Genomic DNA, 18,879 nt, shown 5'->3' with positions numbered 1-18,879 from the left:
CCTGATAAATAAAAAAGCAGAGCAAAACGCTCTGCTTTTTTATGCAAGAACATATTTATTTAATTAATATCCAGTACCGGCATGGTTTTTACCAGCTCATCCACAGCTTTAACCTGAGCAAGAAATGGTTCGAGCAAATCCAAAGGTAAAGCGCTGGGACCATCGCAACGTGCCTTATCCGGATCAGGATGTGATTCAAGAAATAAACCGGCCAGCCGGGTAGCCATACCGGCTAATGCCAGATCCAGTACCTGACTACGACGCCCGCCTGATGCTGCGGCATCAGCCTGACGTTGCTGCAATGCATGGGTTACATCAAAAATAACCGGCAAATCAGCACAAACTTTTTTCATCACACCAAAACCCAGCATATCAACTACCAGATTATCATAACCAAAGCTGCTGCCACGCTCACACAGAATAAGCTGCTGATTGCCGGCTTCATAAAACTTTTCAACAATATTCTTCATCTGGTGCGGGCTTAGGAACTGAGGTTTTTTGATATTAATTACTTTACCGGTTTGTGCCAGTGCCACCACTAAATCAGTCTGACGGGCTAAAAACGCCGGCAACTGCAATACATCGGCAACCTCTGCTACCGGTGCAGCCTGATAGGGTTCATGTACATCGGTAATTACCGGCACACCAAATTCCTGTTTAACCGCAGCAAAAATTTTCATTCCCTCTTCCAGCCCTACTCCGCGATAGGAATGAATGGAAGAGCGGTTGGCTTTATCGAATGAGGCCTTAAAAACCAGCGGAATGCCCAGTTTACGGGTAACCTCTGCATAATGTGCACATGTGCGCATTGTTAAATCCAGATTTTCCAGTACATTCAGACCACCAAACAGTACAAACGGTAAATGGTTGGCTACTTCAATATTGCCTACATGAATAATTCCGGCCACAATTAATCCTCAGTAAATTCGGGTGAATGGATAACACAATCCATATTAACCTAAATCATTTATTCTACAAAAATGTCAGACATTCGTCCAAGTCAGTAAACAGCTTTGATGATTTAACATTTCACTAAACCTGTTATCATGACTTTAAATTTGTTTGTACATTAATATAGAATATCTGTGTCATTCAAGGCATAGGATGAAATTTCAGTTTCACGCTACAATAGCAGACATAAACAGACTGCAAAAACTGACATATGTTTTAACTTTCTGAAACAGGACTGATTTTGGTGTATTTCACGCAGAAGCGCTTGCAATGGCTGTTTTTAAGTATGTTACTGTCGTCCATTACCTCTATGGTGTGGGCTGTGAGCCTGCCAGCAGACAGTGATGATACCGATGATGATGTTCCGCCACCCAAAACCGGCCTGCTGCATAGATTACTGCACGGACAGGAACCTGAGGAAAAAAAACAACCTCAGAGACCAAAAAGTCCTCGAGTTCCTGTTATCATAGATATTAATAGCTCAGCCTTAAAAAAACTGATTAATGATCACCTGCCCCTGATTACTCAACAATTGATTGAAGATCTGGACGATGAGCAGCTCAGTTTCCTGGCAGAAGAAGCACCTCAGCAAACACAAACCATGCTGGAAACTCAGGGATACTTTAATGCTGAAGTTAATCTGGAGAAACAAAGTAATAGTTACATTATCCATATAAAGCCCGGCCCGCTGACCCGTATTGAAAATGTCGACGTTTCTCTGATTGGTGATGTAACCAGTGATGATAATCTGACCAACTATTACAAAACTGCTATTGATAACTGGGTGCTGCCTGTAGGTGACTCGTTTACTCAGAGTAACTGGTCTGCAAGTAAATCTTCTGTCCTCAGCGCTATTGTGCGCAAAAAATACCCGCTGGCAACCATTAGCGCCAGCCGTGCGACTATTGATCCGCAAAAAAATAAGGCGGATCTGTCCCTCACAATTGACAGTAAGCAGGCTGTATACTTTGGTGATATTCACGTTAGCGGAAATGAACGATATCCTGTTTCAATCGTCACCGGTATGGCCAGTTTTGCTTCCGGCTCTCCCTATGATCTGGACAAACTTCTGGACTATCAGCAGGCACTGGAACAGGACAGCCATTATGGTAATGCCGTAGTCAGTGCAGATTTCGACCATATGGAAAATAATCAGGTGCCGGTTCTGGTGAAAGTCAGTGAAATGCGCCGCCAGAAGCTGACCTTTGGTTTACGTTATGACACCAAAAACGGCCCGGGTTTTCGTGGTGGGTATGACCACTATAATGTTTTTCATAAAGGTTTTGTCGGTTCAACCTTGCTGGATACAGACCGCTATGAAACTACTTTCGGTTTAGGTCTGAGCCAGCCGCGTGACAATCGCGGTCACTACTGGACCAGCAATCTTAACTATACCTACTCTACTGTCCAGCATCTAGAAAGCCGCGCTTTATCCAGCGGGATGTGGAAAGTTCGAGACCGTGACGGAATTGATTCGCGGATCGGGATTGAATACGTTACTGAAAGCAGCAAAATTGAAAACGGACCTAATCTTGGACACAGCTATGCCACCATGGTGACAGCTTCATGGAAACGTCAGAACATAGAAACCCAGCTGCGACCGGCTAATGGTTATTATCTGGAAGGTAAGGTCGGTACCACTCTGGGCAAACTAATTTCGTCGGCATCCATGCAAAGAGTTACAGCCAGTGGCGGCTACTATTTCACCCCTGAAAATAAAAAATACGGAACATGGTTTTTACGCAGCCAGATTGGCTATGTACATACCGGTGATGCAGTAAACGTACCTTCTGTGCTGATGTTCCGTGCCGGCGGCGCCAATAGCGTACGTGGTTATGAAATAGACAGTATCGGTATTAAAAGCTCACATAATTCAGTGTTACCTAACCGTACGCTGGCTGTAGCCAGTGTTGAATACCAGATTCCAGTGTATAAAGATTTTTCTCTGGCGCTTTTTCATGATGCCGGTTCGGTATCGAAAAACTTCAGCGACATGCAATGGCGTCATGGCAGCGGATTCGGAGTACGCTGGTTTAATCCGGTTGCCCCGTTTGCCTTTGATATAGCCTATGGCCATCATGATGAAAAATGGCGCTGGTCTATCAGTTTGGGAACTAAATTCTAATGGCTGAAACCACTATCAACTCAGGCGAAACACCAGTTCCCGCCACGCCGCCTTCCGTACCCCCGCGTAAACCACGCTGGAAATCATGGCTGAAAACCAGTCTGTATTCTCTGCTGGCTTTGTTTATTATTATTGTGGCACTATTATGCTGGCTGATTGGTACCGAATCCGGTCTGCGTTTTGGTGTACATACTGTCCCGAAATGGTTTGGTGTGCACATCCAGACAAAAAATCTGACTGGTAGTATCTGGCGCGGGTTTTCCGGCACAGATATTCACGTCAGCCATCGCGATTTTGACTTATCCATAGATAAAGTACGTCTTGACTGGAACAATCGTGAATTATGGCGACGTCGCTTCCACGTACGGCTGCTCGATGTTGGTAAAATTAATTATACAGACCATAGTGTACCCAAACCCAAGCCCGTTCCTACCCTACCCAACAGCATCAGCCTGCCATTACAAGTTATTATTGATAACATTCAGCTTGGTGGATTCACACTGGGTAAAAAAGAAACGCCAGTTTTACTTGCCAGCCAGGCCAGCTACACTTTTGACTATCACAAACATCAGCTTATTCTCAGTGAGCTGAATACACCATGGCAGAACATTCACGGCAATGCAGCTATTACTACTCAGACACCCTTTATACTGAGCGGACAGCTGAACGGTAGCGGCACTCTTGATAAAACTGCGGTTGAAAGTGCTGCACTCATCAAAGGCAGTCTGCAACAGCCAGATATATTTGCCCGCCTGGACGGCGGAAATATTCATTTCCGTACCCATGCCATCATCAGACCGTATGCACTGCAACTCAATCATAAAATCATCAGCCTGAATCTTCAAAGCCGCCATATTAATCCGGCTGCTTTTAATGCAAACTTACCATTTGCCGATCTCAATCTCAATTTAGATCTGGCACCCGTAAACAACGGCAAAAGCCAGCTTGCCGGACATATTAAGCTAGGGAATGAACAGCCACTGGCCTATAACGATGCTAAACATGGCGGTTTACCTGTACGCAGTATTGAAGGTGACATTAACATCGATAATAACGGCAAACTTATCTTACCGGCATTAACCACACGTCTGCTTCAGCAGGGACAAATCATCACCCGCGGAAATATCGATAGTGCATCCAGACAACTCGATATCAACAGCCAATTATTACGTATTTACGCCAGCGATGCTCTGGCTACACCACTACCCGGTTCACTTAATGGTCATATTCGTGTATCCGGTAGTTTCAACGGCCTGATTACCCAATGGCTTCTGTCCAGTGAGAAAGGCAACAGCGAAGGTTCGATTCAGATTATTACTGATGAACAGAAACATCAGCAAACACTGATACTCGATAAACTGAACATCACCCCCAATGGCGGGGGTAGCTTTAACGCCAAAGGCAGTCTGGCACTGTATCAGAATAAAGCAATCCAGCTGGCCATCAACAGCAACAATTTTAATCCCGCCAAAGTTAATTCAGATTTTCCGGCTGGCAGTATCAACGGACATATCAACGTTAACGGACAATTGGCACAACAACCTGCCATTCAGGCAGATATGCTCTGGCATAATAGCATTCTTTCCGGTGCACCTCTTTCAGGTAAAGCCGTCATCCGCTATCGTAATCAGCATCTGGAACAGGCCAGCATTAACCTGAATGCCGGCCCGAACCGGATAGCTACCAATGGCAGTTTTGGTAAAAAAGGTGACAAGCTCAATCTTGATATCAATGCACCCAATCTGGGATTATTCGGATTAGGCATGAAAGGTTTACTCAGCACCAAAGGTTTTATCGCCGGAGAACCCAAAAAAATTACAGCAAATCTTACTGGTGCGGCACGCAACCTGCAAATTGCTCAACTACTTAACATTAATCAGCTGGATTTTAAACTTGTTGGTTCACCTGATATTAATCAGCCATTACTGGTTAACCTGAATGCAGATCATATCAGCATCGCCGGCAGCACCAGCGAAAAACCCACGATCATTAACAGTACCGACATCAAAATCAATGGCCGCGGCAGCCAGCATCAGCTTCAGGGTAGCAGTAATCTGACTCTGGATGGCAAAGCTTACCATTTTAATCTCAGTGCGCATGGTGGTCTGGACCAGCATTATCAGTGGCGCGGGCGAGTTAATGCTCTGGATATAAGTGGCGCACTTAATTTGAAACTGCTCAATCCTATTCAGCTTGAGGCCGGAACCGAGCATGTCAGCATGCAAAATGCACGCTGGGCTGCATTGAACGGTAACTTAACTCTGAATAATCTGAACTGGGATAAAAATAAAGGTCTGATTACCCGTGGTTCAGCCAGCAATCTGGCTTTGCACGAATTACACAACGTCATAGAATTACCCGTTGAGCAAAACCTGATCATTGGTGGTGACTGGAACTTCAGTTACAGTCGCCACATGCAGGGCTATCTGAAACTATACCAGCAGGGCGGTGACATTACCCTGCCACAGCATCAGCAGAAACTTGGCTTACAAAATGTACGTCTGGATGCACAATTCCAGAACGGTCATATCAATAATCATCTGAGTGGTATTACCCGTTATGGAACTACAGATGCCACACTGGTTATTACTCCTGACAATAACGGCAAAGTCAGTACTGCCCCCATCAGCGGACGTATAAAACTTGATAGCCCTGATCTGAGCACTATTCGCAATCTTCTACCCATTGGTATGCAGCTTAAGGGCAATATGCATGCCGAAGCCGGCATCAGCGGACATCTGAATGAACCTCTGCTTAATGGTACGCTTACCGGTAATAACCTTTACTACCGAGATCAGGCCAACGGCACTATTCTTGAAAACGGCAACCTTAAAAGCCACTTTCAGGGGCGGCGCTGGTTAATTGACAATCTTAGTTTTGCGCGCCGTGACGGAACTATTAAACTCAGTGGCGTAGTAGATATGACCAAACTCACTCCAGATATTAACGTTACTGCCCACTTTGACCATTACAATATTTTTGATCAGATAAACCGTCGCCTTACCATAAGCGGAAATACTCAGCTACTGTATACTATTGCACACGGAATTGTTCTGAACGGCAAACTAAAAGTCGATAAAGGTCTCTTTGGTATGCAAAAATCAGGAATGCCACAGTTAGATGACGATGTTGTCGTACTGGGTCGCGAAAAGACAGCAGAACAGCAACGCCCTACACCTATCCGGCTCAATCTCGATTTAGACATGAATGATGCTTTCCGTTTCAGTGCTGAAGGGATTGACGTTCTGCTTGGCGGTCAGCTTACTGCTACTGCCAATCCGGGCAGCACGGTTCAAATTGTTGGTACAGTAAACGTTGTTCGCGGACAATACAAAGCTTACGGACAGGATCTGGTTATTCAGCATGGGAGTACCATTTCTTTCGTAGGTCCGATGGATAATCCCAATTTAAAAATACGTGCCAAACGCCGTTATTCACAAGTTGGTGCGGGTGTTGAAGCACTCGGACGGCTGGATAGCCCGCGTATTAATCTGATAGCCAATGAAGCCATGAGTGAAAAAGACAAACTATCGTGGCTGATACTCAATCGTCCCAGTAGCGGCAGCGCCGGTGACGAAGCCGCCATTGCAGCTGCGGCCAGTGCCTGGCTTGCCGGAGGCCTGAATGACAAGCTTGGTTTACTTGACGAAATCGGCCTTACCAGCCAGCAAACCCGAAATAGTCAGACTGGCGAAATGAATCCTGCAGAACAGGCCATCACAATCGGCAAACATCTGTCTAACAATCTTTATATCAGCTATCTGTATGGAATTGAAAGTGCGACCCAGACCGTCAGCATTACCTATCAGATTAGCCGTGCACTGCAAAGCATTGTGCGCGTAGGTACCGGATCGGCCGGAGGTGAAATCCGCTATACCCACCGTTTTGATTAAATCATCACTGATAAAAATGTTCAGAGTACACAACCTGCACATGGTTTAAAATACTCTGAACATTTTATATATTGCTTTAATTATAAAAATAAATAAATTATATTATTTAATTAATTTTATATGTAAATATTTGTTATAATAATTTTATTATGGAAAAAATAGAAAAAATACTCTTGTCAGTGGCTGCCATAGTTTTTAGCGTTTCGATTATAGGTTTAACTCTATCCGATGCGAAATTTATTTTCGGGCTTGCCAGACACGGAAAAGAAACATTAGCTACGGTAATAGATACCAAATCCCAAGACGAAGGACGTGGGATAGTCCTCCATATACTGACAGTAGAATACACCGACAACTATAATAAAACCTATATCAAAAATGATATTAAAACCTATAAAAACTTAAATCCTGGCGATAAAATTACAATTATTTATAATAAATTTTCTCCTCAGGTAGCCGATATCAAAGGCAACCATAACCGTAAAAATAATTTTTCTGCAGAACTATTCGCCTCCTTTATGATTATCATTGCTGCAATTTATTATTATCAGGAATTTAAATTCAATCCAAATTATTGGAAATTTAAAAAAAGATATTAGTATCAGTTTTAGATAAAAAAATAGTGTATTGAATTTACTAACGAGAAACAATATCTTTTTTACTGAATAATTATTTCCTTTAAAGAAACAGAATGAACACATTACAAAATGTGTAGGTTTTTGGTTACCTAGTAGAGACAGAGCAGCTTTACTAATGAATCCTGCAGAACAGGTCATCACAATCGACAAACATCTGTCTAATAATCTTTATATCTGTTATCTGTATGGAATTGAAAGTGCGACCCAGATCATCAGCATCATCTATCAGATTAGCCGTGCACTGCAAAGCATTGTGTGCATAGGTACCGGATCGGCCGGAGGTGAAATCCGCTATACCCGCCGTTTCGATTAAGTCATCACTGATAAAAATGTTCAGAGTTCACAACCGGCACATGGTTTAAAATACTCTGAACATTTTATATACTACTTGAATTGTAAAAATAAATAAATTATATTAGTACAATGAATTTTATATATAAATATCTGTTATTAGCTCCTTATTATGAAAAAAATAAACAAAATAATAATAATATCCTGCTATATCAGCTTTATAGTCCTTACCGCACTATATATGGCTGTAACTTTCTCCGATGCGAAAATTATTTTCGGACTTGCCAGACATGGGGAAGAAACATTAGCTACGATAGTAACTAGCGAATCCTATGTCTATAGAAATCGTGAATATTATTTAGTAACAGCCGAATTTACTGATAAATATAATAAAACTTATATTACAAATACTATCAAAACCGAAAATAGCTTGAAGCCTGGCGATAAAATTACAATTATTTATAATAAATTTTCTCCTCAAGTTGCCGATCGCAAAGACAACAGTTTGCGCAAAAAGAAATTTAATATAAATTTATATATTTGCTTTATTTTTATTATTCTTACAATTCAAGGGTATCAGGAATTCAAATCCAGTCCAAATTTTTGGAGATCCAAAAGAAAATATAAGCATAAGCTTTAAGTAAAAATTTAATACAAAATAAATAATCTTTTTTCTAAAGATATTAGCTTATATTCTTGAAAAAAATCCAATCTATTCCAATTTAACTTTTATCAGACATAATTCCAAGTTTATAATAATTATTTCAGCAGATACATAAAATTATTACTGACACCTGTGTCTACTGAAAATGCCAATTAAGTAACAATCTGCAATTATTTAAACCTATTTTCTGTCTTAAAACGACCAACAACAGTAAACCACTCAGCCCGCACAAACAGACCCGTTAGCAACAGAAAATTTTCTAATCATTCCAGCATATCAGCAACACCTATTATCGAAATGCTATTGATCCAGTCTCGTCAGTTATAAAAATCGCCATTATCAGAATATTGTGCGCATAGGTACCGGATCAGCCGGAATGAAATTCGTTATATCCGCCGTTTTGATTAAGTCATCACTGATAAAGATGTTCAGAGCACACAACCGACACATGGTGTGAAATACTCTGAACATTCTATATATTGCTTGAATTGTAAAAATAAATAAATTATATTATTTAATTAATTTAATATGTAAATATTTATTATTATTCTTTATATTATGAGTAAAATAGAAAAAATACTTTTGTTAGTGGTTGCCATATTTTTTAGCTTTGAGATTATAGGTACAACTTTATATGATGCAAAATTACTTTTCATACTTTCCAGATACAGTGAAGAAACATTCGCTACGGTAATTGATTCCAAAGAATCTATCTTTTCCTCAAGAAAAACTGGGGAAGTCTATATACTGACAGTTATATATACCGACAAATACAATAAAACTTATATTACAAATATTCGTAGCGATTATCACTTATCTCCTGGTAATACAATTAAAATTATCTATAGTAAATTTTTTCCTAAAGTAGCAGATATCAAAGGCAATCATAGCCGTAAATTTGAGTTTTATTGTTATTTATTTTTATCTTTTATGATTATTATTACTGCAATTTATTATTATCGAAAATCTAAATCAACTCTGGATTATTGGAAATCTAAAAAAAGATATTAGCATCAGTTTTAAATAAAAAAATTTAGTACAAAATAAATAATCTTTTTTCTAATGAAATTGACATATATTCCTAAAAAATCCAATCCATTCCAATTAAACCTTTATAACTCTTATCAGACATAAATCCAGGTTTATAATAATTATTTCAGCAGATACATAAAATTATCGCTAGCACCGGCATCTGCTTAAAATGCCATTTAAGTAACAATCTGCAATTATTGAAACCGATTTTCCGTCTTAAAAATGACCACCGCCGGCAACAGAATACTTCCCAATCATTCCTGCATACCGGCAACACTTATTATCAAAAATAACACTATTGATCCATTCCCGTCAGTCATTGAAAATCGCCGCTATAAAAATTTTGCCGTGGCATGCTGTATGTATAAAAAAGCTACGACTATACGTAGTAACCCCAAAGCAAACTCAGCCCCCATAGTATGAATCTTATCTATCTCAAACATAGTAATTTCTGCCATTCATTCATAAAAAACATGAAAATAGTGTATTGAATTTACTAAAAAGAAACGATATCATTTTTATTAAATAATTATTTCCTTTCAAGAAACAGAATGGACACATTACAAAGCATGTGGGTTTTCCGTTACGTAGTAGAGTTAGGCAGCTTCACTAAAGCAGCTGAATTTATGGATATTTCTACTGCGATGGCCAGTAAACACCTGCATCATCTGGAAAAAAACATTCAGGCTAAACTACTCAACCGTACCAGCCGTCGCATCAGCCTTACCGAAGCCGGACAGGAATACTATCATCGCTGTGTAGAAGCACTGGATACACTTACCGAAGCCAAACGTGTTGCACAGGCTGGTACGGTCAAACCGCAGGGCTTACTTAAAATTACCGCTCCTAACTGGTGTGCTTCACGCCAGTTTGGTGAAATTCTATCAGAATACCGGCAGCAATTTCCGGAAGTAAGTTTATCCATCAACCTGGACAGCCGGCGTACCGATCTGGTTGCAGAGGGTATCGATCTTGCTTTACGTGTCACCAATAACCCTGAACCCAATCTCATTGTTAAACCCATTACCCGCATTGATTTTTTATGGGTAGCCAGCCCGAAATATCTGCAAAAATACGGCATGCCGCATACTGTAGCAGACCTGAAACAGCATTATGGTCTGTTACCACAATACGTTCATCTTGATTTACCGCTTATTCCTGCCTGTACCAGTAACAGTGCTCTGCTAATACACAAGATGGCGCTTAATCATATGGGACTGGCATACTTGCCTGAATGGATGGTGAGAGAAGATATACAACAAAAACGTTTAGAAATCATCGAACACATCGCTTGTCCGGAAAGCCATACACTGTATGCAGCCTATATGAATCGTGAATTTCTCAGCGCTAAAGTGCGTAGTTTTATTGATTTTCTGGCAGAAAAATTTGAAACTACTAAAAACCGCTAAAATCCAATATAAAGTCTAAGGGGAAAACAGTATGCTCAGCCACGACAATGCCATCAGCTTTTTACAGCAATTATTTCGCTATACGATCGAAGAAGCCAGTCCGGTAAATAAAATGAGTAACTGGTTACCACAGACCAATCCATGCGGACGAGTGATAGTTGTCGGTGCAGGCAAAGCTGCTGCTGCCATGGCGGCTGAATGGGAAAGAATCTGGCCGCAAGACTATCCGCCATTATCCGGTGTCGTTGTTACCCGCTACGGACACACTACCCCTACAAAACATATCAAAGTACTCGAAGCCAGTCATCCCCTGCCGGACTCTGCCGGACAGACTGCTGCTCAGGCCTTACTTAATGCTGTTAGCGGATTAAATCCGCAGGATCAGGTTTATTATCTCGTTTCAGGTGGCGCTTCCGCTCTGACCACACTGCCTGTTAGCAGCATCACACTGGCTGATAAGCAATATATTAACCGCCAGTTACTTAGTAATGGTGTTCCCATAGACGCCATGAATACACTGCGGAAACATCTTTCCCGCATCAAAGGCGGTCGACTGGCTGCCGCAGCAGCACCAGCACATATCACCACTCTGGCTATTTCAGATGTAGTTGGTGATGATATCAGTACCATAGGCTCCGGCGCAGGTGTGCCCGATCCTACCACCCTGGCTGATATTAAACGTATTGTTAATCAATACCAAATCGACCTCCCCGCAAGTGTTATCACCTATTTAAACAAAGCTGATGCAGAAACACCTAAAAATCTTCCAAACAGCAGTGCTCACATAATTATTAACCCTGATCAGGTATTTACTGCCGTGCAAAATTGGGCAATCAATCAGGAAGTTGAAGTACTGTATCTGGGAGACCGTATAGGTGGCGAAGCACGGGAGGTGGCTCAGGTGATGGCTGGAATCGCACTGTTTCAGCAAAACCGGCATCAACGCAGTAAACCTTTGCTGATTCTCAGCGGTGGAGAAACCACTGTTACCCTGAACCGGCAACAAGGACGCGGCGGTCGTAACACTGAATTTTTACTGGCACTGGCTATTGCTCTGAATGGAGCAAATAATATTTATGCACTGGCAGCCGATACAGATGGTATTGATGGCAGCGAAGATAATGCCGGAGCATGGCTAACACCTGATACATTACTCCGTGCTGAACAGGCCGGAATATCAGCACAAGACATGCTGAATAATCATAATGCATATAATTTTTTTAGCACAACCGGACAACTACTGGTGACAACCCCGACATTAACCAATATCAATGACTTTCGTGCGATCTTAGTGCTGTAAATTAAATAATAATAAAAACTAACCTGATAAATTGTTGTTAATAAATAATATATTTTTATCAGACATACAGTAGTTAATTGCTCTAAACTATACAGATTTACTCATTTCTGAATTTTTCCGCGCGCAAAATCTACTGCCATAGTGACAGCTGCTTTGGCTTGCGGACTATTTTTCCAGCAGCTGCTGCCAACCAGACTGGCTGCCTGCTCAGTGATATCCTGCGGGTTTGCAAGGGCAAGCTTATCCAATGAATCAATACCCATCTGCTCCAGACGCATAATTACCTTTTCTCCTATCCCTTTTACAGTAAGCAAAGCCGCTTTTTCAGTTTCAGTAAATGCCATTTATTTCCCTTTTATGAATATAATAACTTCAATATGATTTAAAATACTATAAATATCAGTTATAAAGCAAACTGAAAAATAATCAGATTCAATCTTAAAACAGTCAGTTCTTAATACTCATTTTGATAAAAGTATTCAGGCAATAAAATCAGTATTTAGCTTGTCCCTGTCTGATTCAGACCTGAAAAAAGCGAGTACTCAACTCGCTTTTTTACATAATATTCAGAACCATTGTCCGAAACGGCGAATATACCAGCGTTTCACTATCTGAGTCACAATACAGTAACAACCCAGTGTCAGTACCAGCCAGGGGAAATATTGCCATGGCAGCGGTACCAACCCGATCCAGCTGCTAATCGGCGAAAACGGAATATAAATACCAATAGCCATAATTAACCCTGTCATCAGCAATACCGGTAAAGCAGCGGTACTTTGTACAAACGGTATTCTGCGGGTACGCAGCATATGTACTACCAGAGTCTGTGACAATAAACCTTCTACAAACCAGCCGGAATGAAACAAATTCTGCACTTCCGGCGCATTAGCATGGAACACAAACCACATCAGCGCAAAAGTACTGATATCAAATATAGAGGAAATAGGACCGATAAACAGCATAAAACGGCTGATATTGGATACATCCCATTTACGCGGTTTACGCAAAAATTCCTCATCCATTTTATCCCATGGCAATGATAGCTGAGAAAAATCATACAGAAGATTCTGAATCAGTAACTGAATAGCCAGCATAGGCAGAAATGGCAGGAACGCACTGGCAAACAATACTGAAAACACATTGCCAAAATTAGAGCTGGCAGTCATATTCAGATATTTAATAATATTGCCAAAGGTTTCACGTCCTTTGATTACCCCCTCTTCCAATACCATCAGACTTTTTTCCAGCAAAATAATATCAGCCGATTCTTTGGCAATATCAGTAGCCGTATCCACAGAAATACCGACATCGGCATCGCGCAGAGCCGGAGCATCATTGATACCGTCACCAAGAAAACCGACTGTATGTCCATTTTCCTGAAGCAGACGAATAATGCGTGATTTCTGTAATGGTGTCAGTTTGGCGAATACAGTGTGTTTTTCCAGCAGAGGTTTCAGCACCTCATCACTTAGAGCCTCAATTTCACTACCTAGTAAAGGCTGTCCGGCTTCAATTCCTACTTCATAACAAATTTTACGAGTAACAATCGCATTATCACCAGTTAAAACCTTAACAGCCACACCATTTTCACTCAGAGCAGCAATAGCCTGTGCAGCACTGTCTTTCGGCGGGTCTAGAAAAGTCAGAAAGCCGAACAGAGTAAGCTCAGTTTCATCAGCAACTGCATATTGTGCTTTTTGGGCTTCAGCAGTAATGTATTTTTTACCAATTGCCAGTACCCGGAAGCCTTCCTTATTATAGCTTTCAGCTAAAGCCAGCAATTGTTCCCGTCGAGCTGCATCTAATGGCCGATATTCTCCGTGCTCATAAACACAGCTGGAAATAGACAGCATTTCTTCCACTGCGCCCTTACAAATCAGCACATGGCGCTGTTCCTCATCCTGTAAAACCACAGATAAACGCCGGCGAATAAAATCAAACGGTAATTCATCAATTTTATGATAGCCGCCATCGCTGATACCTGCCCTGTTTTCAGGCTCCTGTGCAAAACGCACAATGGCTTTATCCATCAGATTTTTCATACCGCTCTGATAGGAACTGTTTAACCAGGCCAGTTGCAAAACTTCACTATCATTATTGCCATGAATATTCGTGTAATGCTCAAGAATAATTTTATCCTGAGTTAATGTACCGGTTTTATCTGTACATAAAATATCCATTGAACCGAAATTCTGAATAGCACTCAGGCGTTTTACCACTACCTTACGCCGTGCCATGGCCATAGCACCTTTAGCCAGATTGGCACTGACAATCATGGGCAGCATCTCAGGAGTCAGCCCGACAGCAACAGCAAGTGCAAACAGGGCAGCATCACCCCAGTCTCCCTTAGTGAAGCCATTAATCAGCAACACCACCGGTACCAGAACCAGCATAAAACGAATCAGCAGATGGCTTACACTGTTTACACCGCGATCAAACGCAGTCTGGCTGCGTGTACCGACAATGGATTTGGCCAGAGAGCCAAAATAGGTATCATTTCCTGTTGCCACAACCACAGCTTTAGCCGTACCACTGACAATATTAGTACCCATAAAGCAGATGTTTTCTGCATCCAGCGGATCAGCTGATAATGGCTGCTCTTCAATAGCTAGCGAGCTATTCATGCCAAGAGTATCAGATTTCTCTACCGGAATAGACTCACCGGTCAGTACGGCCTGACTGATAAACAAATCACGTGATTCAATCAGACGCACATCAGCCGGTACCATATCGCCGGCAGATAACAAAATAATATCTCCCGGTACTACTTCTTTAATCGGTACTTCAAGCTGTTCTGCATTGATATCTCTATGGCTGCGGCGCACTACTGTAGCAGTGGTGCTGATCATAGATTTCAGCGCCTGTGCAGCCTTATTGGAACGATATTCCTGCCAGAAACTGAGTACACCACTGAGCAGAACCATTACCAGAATTATTGTAATACCGCTCACACTGGTTTCTTCGCCATTATGCAAAGGAATCAGATAATCAGTGAAAAAGCTTACCAAAGCCAGCGCCAGTAAAACAAAAATAAACGGATTTTTAAAGGCTAGTAATAATTGCAGCCAGACTGATGGTGCTTTATCGTGCACTACATCATTATTGCCAAAACTGATCAGTCTTTCTTTAACATCCTGTTCAGTCAGACCATTTAAACTGGTCTGTAAATTAGACAGCGTACGGTCAAGACTATTGCGGGACTCCAGCACAGCCTTGATTACTACTGGTTGAGAAATGATTTTTTTGAATTTTTTCATAAACAGTACCTCACCGACCATGATATTTCCCGGTCGGCAGATACTGTTAACCCGGAAACATCAACGGCCTTGTTGCAGTTGTTGTTTTAATAAAATAAACGGTCGACTCGAATCTTCTTCCATTGTTTTATTCCCGGTTAAATAATCAGATACTTAATACATAGAATTAAGCACACCTTACTGAAACAACAGCTTTCCCTTCTTTATTCTGTCTGAATAACTAAAACATCTGAAAGACAGCAATATTTCAGCAAGATAGCGTTTATACATATTTGTGATGTCAGTGTCAATTATATTTACGCTATACAAATTAAAAAACAATATTATTCACAATATATAATATTAATAACGATAATATGCACATAAAACAGACAAATTTAAAAATAAATATACGCAGCAAAATAGCGGTTAAAAATATGCTATTAACATAATAATCAAATTAAAAAAGACTGCTCTGTTTTACGTTCAGATAATCATATAACGGTTTAGGGATACCATATGCATTCAGATTATTGGCTGATACCCATTCACCAGTTATTGCACAAGATGCAGCATCCTGCCCGGTATTTATCTGGGCAACAAAAGGCAGAATATACAATTGACGATGAGTTAAACGATGACTGAATTCAATACCTTCAGTTAAATCTTCAGCAGTACAACCAAACTTTGCAGCAAGTTTATACAAATCATCCAGACTGTCTGCACATGGTACACACCATAAACCACCCCATATTCCTTTTGCAGGACGTTTATGTAAAAATATCGCACCATCGCAGTTACGTAAAACCAGCCAATATAACGATAAATTTTTTACACTTACAGCTTTTTTCTTACGCGGTAATTCAGCAATACGGTTCTGGGCATATGCCTGACACAGATCGTTCATCGGACATGAACAGCATATTGGCTTACTGCGCTTACATACCGTTGCTCCCAAATCCATCAACCCCTGAATATAAGCCGGCATATCTGCTGCATTAAGTGGCAGCAAAGCTTCTGCTTTGCGCCAAAGCTGATCTTCAAAAGCTTTATTCGCAATATCACCGTCCAGAGCAAAAACTCGGCACAATACCCGCTTTACATTACCATCCAGAATGGTTTCGCGTGCATCAAAGCAAAATGCAGCAATCGCTGCTGCCGTACTGCGACCTACACCACATAAAGTTTGTAATTCCACACGACTGTGTGGAAAATTTCCTGAAAATTCAGATATAACTTGTCTGGCAGCCTTATGCAAATTGCGTGCACGACTGTAGTAGCCCAGCCCTTGCCACAGACCCAGCACTTTATCTTCATCAGCCGCCGCCAGTGCCCGGACATCAGGAAATGCAGCCAAAAAGCGCGGATAATAATCAAGTACCGTGGACACCTGCGTTTGCTGCAACATAATTTCCGATAACCATACCTTATATGGTTCACGACACTGCCATGGCAGACCATGCCGGCCATGCTGACGCTGCCAGCTTACCAGGCGAGGAGCAAACTCCGCCTCCTGCACTGCTTGTTTATTCATAACACCCTAATTTAACATAAAAAAATCATGATCAGCCTGAATAATTCAGGTAATAAACTAATATGGGTAATTATAGACATAAAACAAGAATCTGCTTTAGAAAAGCAAAATTATTTCATAATCATAAACAGAGAAATATTATCAATAGTGTTAAATTTCATGATATAAAATTTAAATAACAGTGACTACTTATTAAAATCTACTGTAAAAAAATTTCAGAATTCATAGTTTTAAAATGAAAAATAATATCCATGATAACCAATATGGTTTTATTTCAATTGATTGTATATTTCACAAGCTTCCTGATTACCATTTTTACAGCTCTTACCGAATAATTCTTTAGCTATCCGTTTATTTTGTTTGACACCGGTACCATTCAAAAACATATAGACCAGATTATACTGAGCATCTGCATTTTCCTGTTTAGCCGCCAGCTGATAATATTTGGCTGCTTTTGCAAAGTCCTGTTTCACTCCTTCACCATTCTCATACATATTAGCTAAGCTATTTTGTGAGAACGAATCTCCCTGGTCGGCAGCCAATTGGTAGTATTTTAATGATTTTATATAATCTTGTTTAACACCCTCTCCCTCACTATACAAATACCCCAAATGAGCCTGAGCACCAATTTTTCCCTGATCTGCCGCTAATTGAAAATATTTGACAGCCTCTTCATAATTCTGTTTTATCTCTGTACCTTTGAAATACATTAATCCCATATTATATTGTGCAGCTGCCAATCCCTTTTTAGCAGCAAGACGATAACACTGAGCAGCTCTCTGATAATCTTGTTCAATACCCTTACCATTAAACAACATCAGCCCTAAATTATAGATAGCGTAAGAATACCCTTTTTTGGCTGCCAGTTTATAATATTTAACTGATTTAGAATAATCAGCCGGGACAATCTGACCAAACTCATAAATTACGCCCAGATTATATTGTGCAATTGCATTACCCTGATCAGCCGCTAATTTATAATATTTAATAGCTTCGGTATCATTTTGTTCAATACCACCATAGCCATATCTGTAATATGCACCAAGATTAAATAGTGCTTCCGGACTGTTCTTTAAAGCTGCAATATGAAAGTACTTTAAGGCTTGTTTGTGATTCTGTTTGACGCCTGAACCTTCGCTATACATCATACCCAGATTAGTCAGAGCATCGGCATGTCCTTGTTTAGCAGCCAGTTGATAATACTTAAATGCCTGCGCAAAATTTTGTTCTACCCCTATACCATTATAGTAAACATATCCTAAATGAAACTGTGCATTTATATTTCCTCTATCAGAGGCTAGCTGATAATAATATATAGCTTTATCATAATCCTGCTGAAGACTATTACCTTTTTCATACATGTTTGCCAGACTGAGCAAAGCATCTTCATTCCCTTGTTCAGCAGATAACCGACAATAATAAAATGCCTTTGTAAAATCCTGTTTTACTCCTTCTCCATAGTAATACATCACGCCTAAATTATATTGAGCACCACTATCACCTTGTTCAGATGCTAACTTAAAATAGTTAAAAGCATTAATATAATTCTGCTCAACGCCTGCACCCTTGTAATACATTAATCCAATAGTAAATTGGGCATTAACATCTCCTTTTTTTGCCGCTTCCAGAACACATAAAAAATTATCTGAACTTTTTGTTTCCATCTTCTTATTATTCCTTTTACAGTAAGCTTTTAAACTTTTTCAGAATATTTTTATCTGCAAATATAAACAACCTCAACCATAGAGATCAATAATAAAAAAGTTATATAGCATTCAGACATCATCAAAGATTTTTGTACTACTT

Annotated in this window: 13 protein-coding genes; 8 read left to right on the top strand and 5 right to left on the bottom strand. The window is 40.5% G+C overall.

The window, feature by feature from the left end; all coding sequences use genetic code 11:
- Positions 1-59: 59 nt before the first annotated feature.
- Entirely contained in the window at positions 60-899 is an 840-nt protein-coding gene (gene kdsA / locus H3T75_RS02245) for a 3-deoxy-8-phosphooctulonate synthase (protein WP_198211261.1), read from the bottom strand.
- A 296-nt stretch (positions 900-1,195) separates the two neighbouring features.
- On the opposite strand from kdsA, the gene H3T75_RS02240 reads away from it, so the two are divergent.
- The 8 genes from H3T75_RS02240 (at position 1,196) to H3T75_RS02205 (ending at position 12,303) form a co-directional block, all read left to right on the top strand.
- The gene (locus tag H3T75_RS02240) at positions 1,196-3,076 is read left to right on the top strand and encodes an autotransporter assembly complex family protein (RefSeq protein ID WP_370570080.1); all 1,881 of its coding nucleotides are present in this window, start codon (positions 1,196-1,198) and stop codon (positions 3,074-3,076) included.
- On the top strand, positions 3,076-6,969 hold the full coding sequence (locus H3T75_RS02235; RefSeq protein WP_198210892.1) for a translocation/assembly module TamB domain-containing protein: 3,894 nt from the start codon (positions 3,076-3,078) through the stop codon (positions 6,967-6,969). Before H3T75_RS02240 ends, H3T75_RS02235 begins: the two co-directional genes overlap by 1 nt.
- A gap of 149 nt (positions 6,970-7,118) precedes the next feature.
- Positions 7,119-7,568, top strand: a complete 450-nt coding sequence (locus tag H3T75_RS02230) for a DUF3592 domain-containing protein (protein WP_110414381.1) — start codon at positions 7,119-7,121, stop codon at positions 7,566-7,568.
- Between the two features lie 154 nt (positions 7,569-7,722).
- The gene (locus H3T75_RS02225) at positions 7,723-7,920 is read left to right on the top strand and encodes a hypothetical protein (RefSeq protein WP_084584843.1); all 198 of its coding nucleotides are present in this window, start codon (positions 7,723-7,725) and stop codon (positions 7,918-7,920) included.
- 150 nt (positions 7,921-8,070) lie between these two features.
- On the top strand, positions 8,071-8,538 hold the full coding sequence (locus tag H3T75_RS02220; RefSeq protein ID WP_037394511.1) for a DUF3592 domain-containing protein: 468 nt from the start codon (positions 8,071-8,073) through the stop codon (positions 8,536-8,538).
- 582 nt (positions 8,539-9,120) lie between these two features.
- Positions 9,121-9,573: a hypothetical protein gene (locus tag H3T75_RS02215; protein ID WP_084565354.1), complete on the top strand. Its 453-nt coding sequence runs from the start codon at positions 9,121-9,123 to the stop codon at positions 9,571-9,573.
- 572 nt (positions 9,574-10,145) lie between these two features.
- Positions 10,146-11,003, top strand: a complete 858-nt coding sequence (locus H3T75_RS02210; RefSeq protein WP_025331085.1) for a LysR family transcriptional regulator — start codon at positions 10,146-10,148, stop codon at positions 11,001-11,003.
- A 31-nt stretch (positions 11,004-11,034) separates the two neighbouring features.
- Positions 11,035-12,303, top strand: a complete 1,269-nt coding sequence (locus H3T75_RS02205; protein ID WP_198210891.1) for a glycerate kinase — start codon at positions 11,035-11,037, stop codon at positions 12,301-12,303.
- Positions 12,304-12,404: 101 nt separating this feature from the next.
- Here the strand turns inward: H3T75_RS02205 and H3T75_RS02200 are convergent, their stop codons facing one another.
- The 4 genes from H3T75_RS02200 to H3T75_RS02185 form a co-directional block, all read right to left on the bottom strand.
- Positions 12,405-12,647, bottom strand: coding sequence for a helix-hairpin-helix domain-containing protein (locus tag H3T75_RS02200; protein ID WP_198210890.1), 243 nt, complete (start codon positions 12,645-12,647; stop codon positions 12,405-12,407).
- A gap of 222 nt (positions 12,648-12,869) precedes the next feature.
- Positions 12,870-15,560 (bottom strand): magnesium-translocating P-type ATPase, encoded by a 2,691-nt coding sequence (mgtA, locus tag H3T75_RS02195; protein WP_232339895.1) that lies wholly within the window; start codon positions 15,558-15,560, stop codon positions 12,870-12,872.
- A gap of 439 nt (positions 15,561-15,999) precedes the next feature.
- Positions 16,000-17,073: an A/G-specific adenine glycosylase gene (gene mutY / locus H3T75_RS02190; RefSeq protein WP_198210888.1), complete on the bottom strand. Its 1,074-nt coding sequence runs from the start codon at positions 17,071-17,073 to the stop codon at positions 16,000-16,002.
- Between the two features lie 269 nt (positions 17,074-17,342).
- Complete coding sequence (locus H3T75_RS02185; RefSeq protein WP_198210887.1) at positions 17,343-18,737, bottom strand: tetratricopeptide repeat protein; 1,395 nt, start codon at positions 18,735-18,737, stop codon at positions 17,343-17,345.
- Between the last annotated feature and the right edge of the window lie 142 nt (positions 18,738-18,879).

The organism is Snodgrassella sp. W8135 (genome assembly GCF_016101225.1).
Lineage (GTDB): Bacteria > Pseudomonadota > Gammaproteobacteria > Burkholderiales > Neisseriaceae > Snodgrassella > Snodgrassella alvi.
The sequence above is the reverse complement of the archived record's forward strand: the minus strand, read 5'-3'. Positions and strand labels throughout refer to the sequence as shown.

What these genes read in the sequence shown, in the direction of transcription:
- H3T75_RS02235 (WP_198210892.1), top strand. Translation starts at nt 3,076, where the DNA reads ATGGCTGAAACCACTATCAACTCAGGCGAAACACCAGTTCCCGCCACG.
- H3T75_RS02230 (WP_110414381.1), top strand. Translation starts at nt 7,119, where the DNA reads ATGGAAAAAATAGAAAAAATACTCTTGTCAGTGGCTGCCATAGTTTTT.
- H3T75_RS02225 (WP_084584843.1), top strand. Translation starts at nt 7,723, where the DNA reads ATGAATCCTGCAGAACAGGTCATCACAATCGACAAACATCTGTCTAAT.
- H3T75_RS02220 (WP_037394511.1), top strand. Translation starts at nt 8,071, where the DNA reads ATGAAAAAAATAAACAAAATAATAATAATATCCTGCTATATCAGCTTT.
- H3T75_RS02215 (WP_084565354.1), top strand. Translation starts at nt 9,121, where the DNA reads ATGAGTAAAATAGAAAAAATACTTTTGTTAGTGGTTGCCATATTTTTT.
- H3T75_RS02210 (WP_025331085.1), top strand. Translation starts at nt 10,146, where the DNA reads ATGGACACATTACAAAGCATGTGGGTTTTCCGTTACGTAGTAGAGTTA.
- H3T75_RS02205 (WP_198210891.1), top strand. Translation starts at nt 11,035, where the DNA reads ATGCTCAGCCACGACAATGCCATCAGCTTTTTACAGCAATTATTTCGC.
- H3T75_RS02200 (WP_198210890.1), bottom strand. Translation starts at nt 12,647, where the DNA reads ATGGCATTTACTGAAACTGAAAAAGCGGCTTTGCTTACTGTAAAAGGG.
- mgtA (WP_232339895.1), bottom strand. Translation starts at nt 15,560, where the DNA reads ATGAAAAAATTCAAAAAAATCATTTCTCAACCAGTAGTAATCAAGGCT.
- mutY (WP_198210888.1), bottom strand. Translation starts at nt 17,073, where the DNA reads ATGAATAAACAAGCAGTGCAGGAGGCGGAGTTTGCTCCTCGCCTGGTA.
- H3T75_RS02185 (WP_198210887.1), bottom strand. Translation starts at nt 18,737, where the DNA reads ATGGAAACAAAAAGTTCAGATAATTTTTTATGTGTTCTGGAAGCGGCA.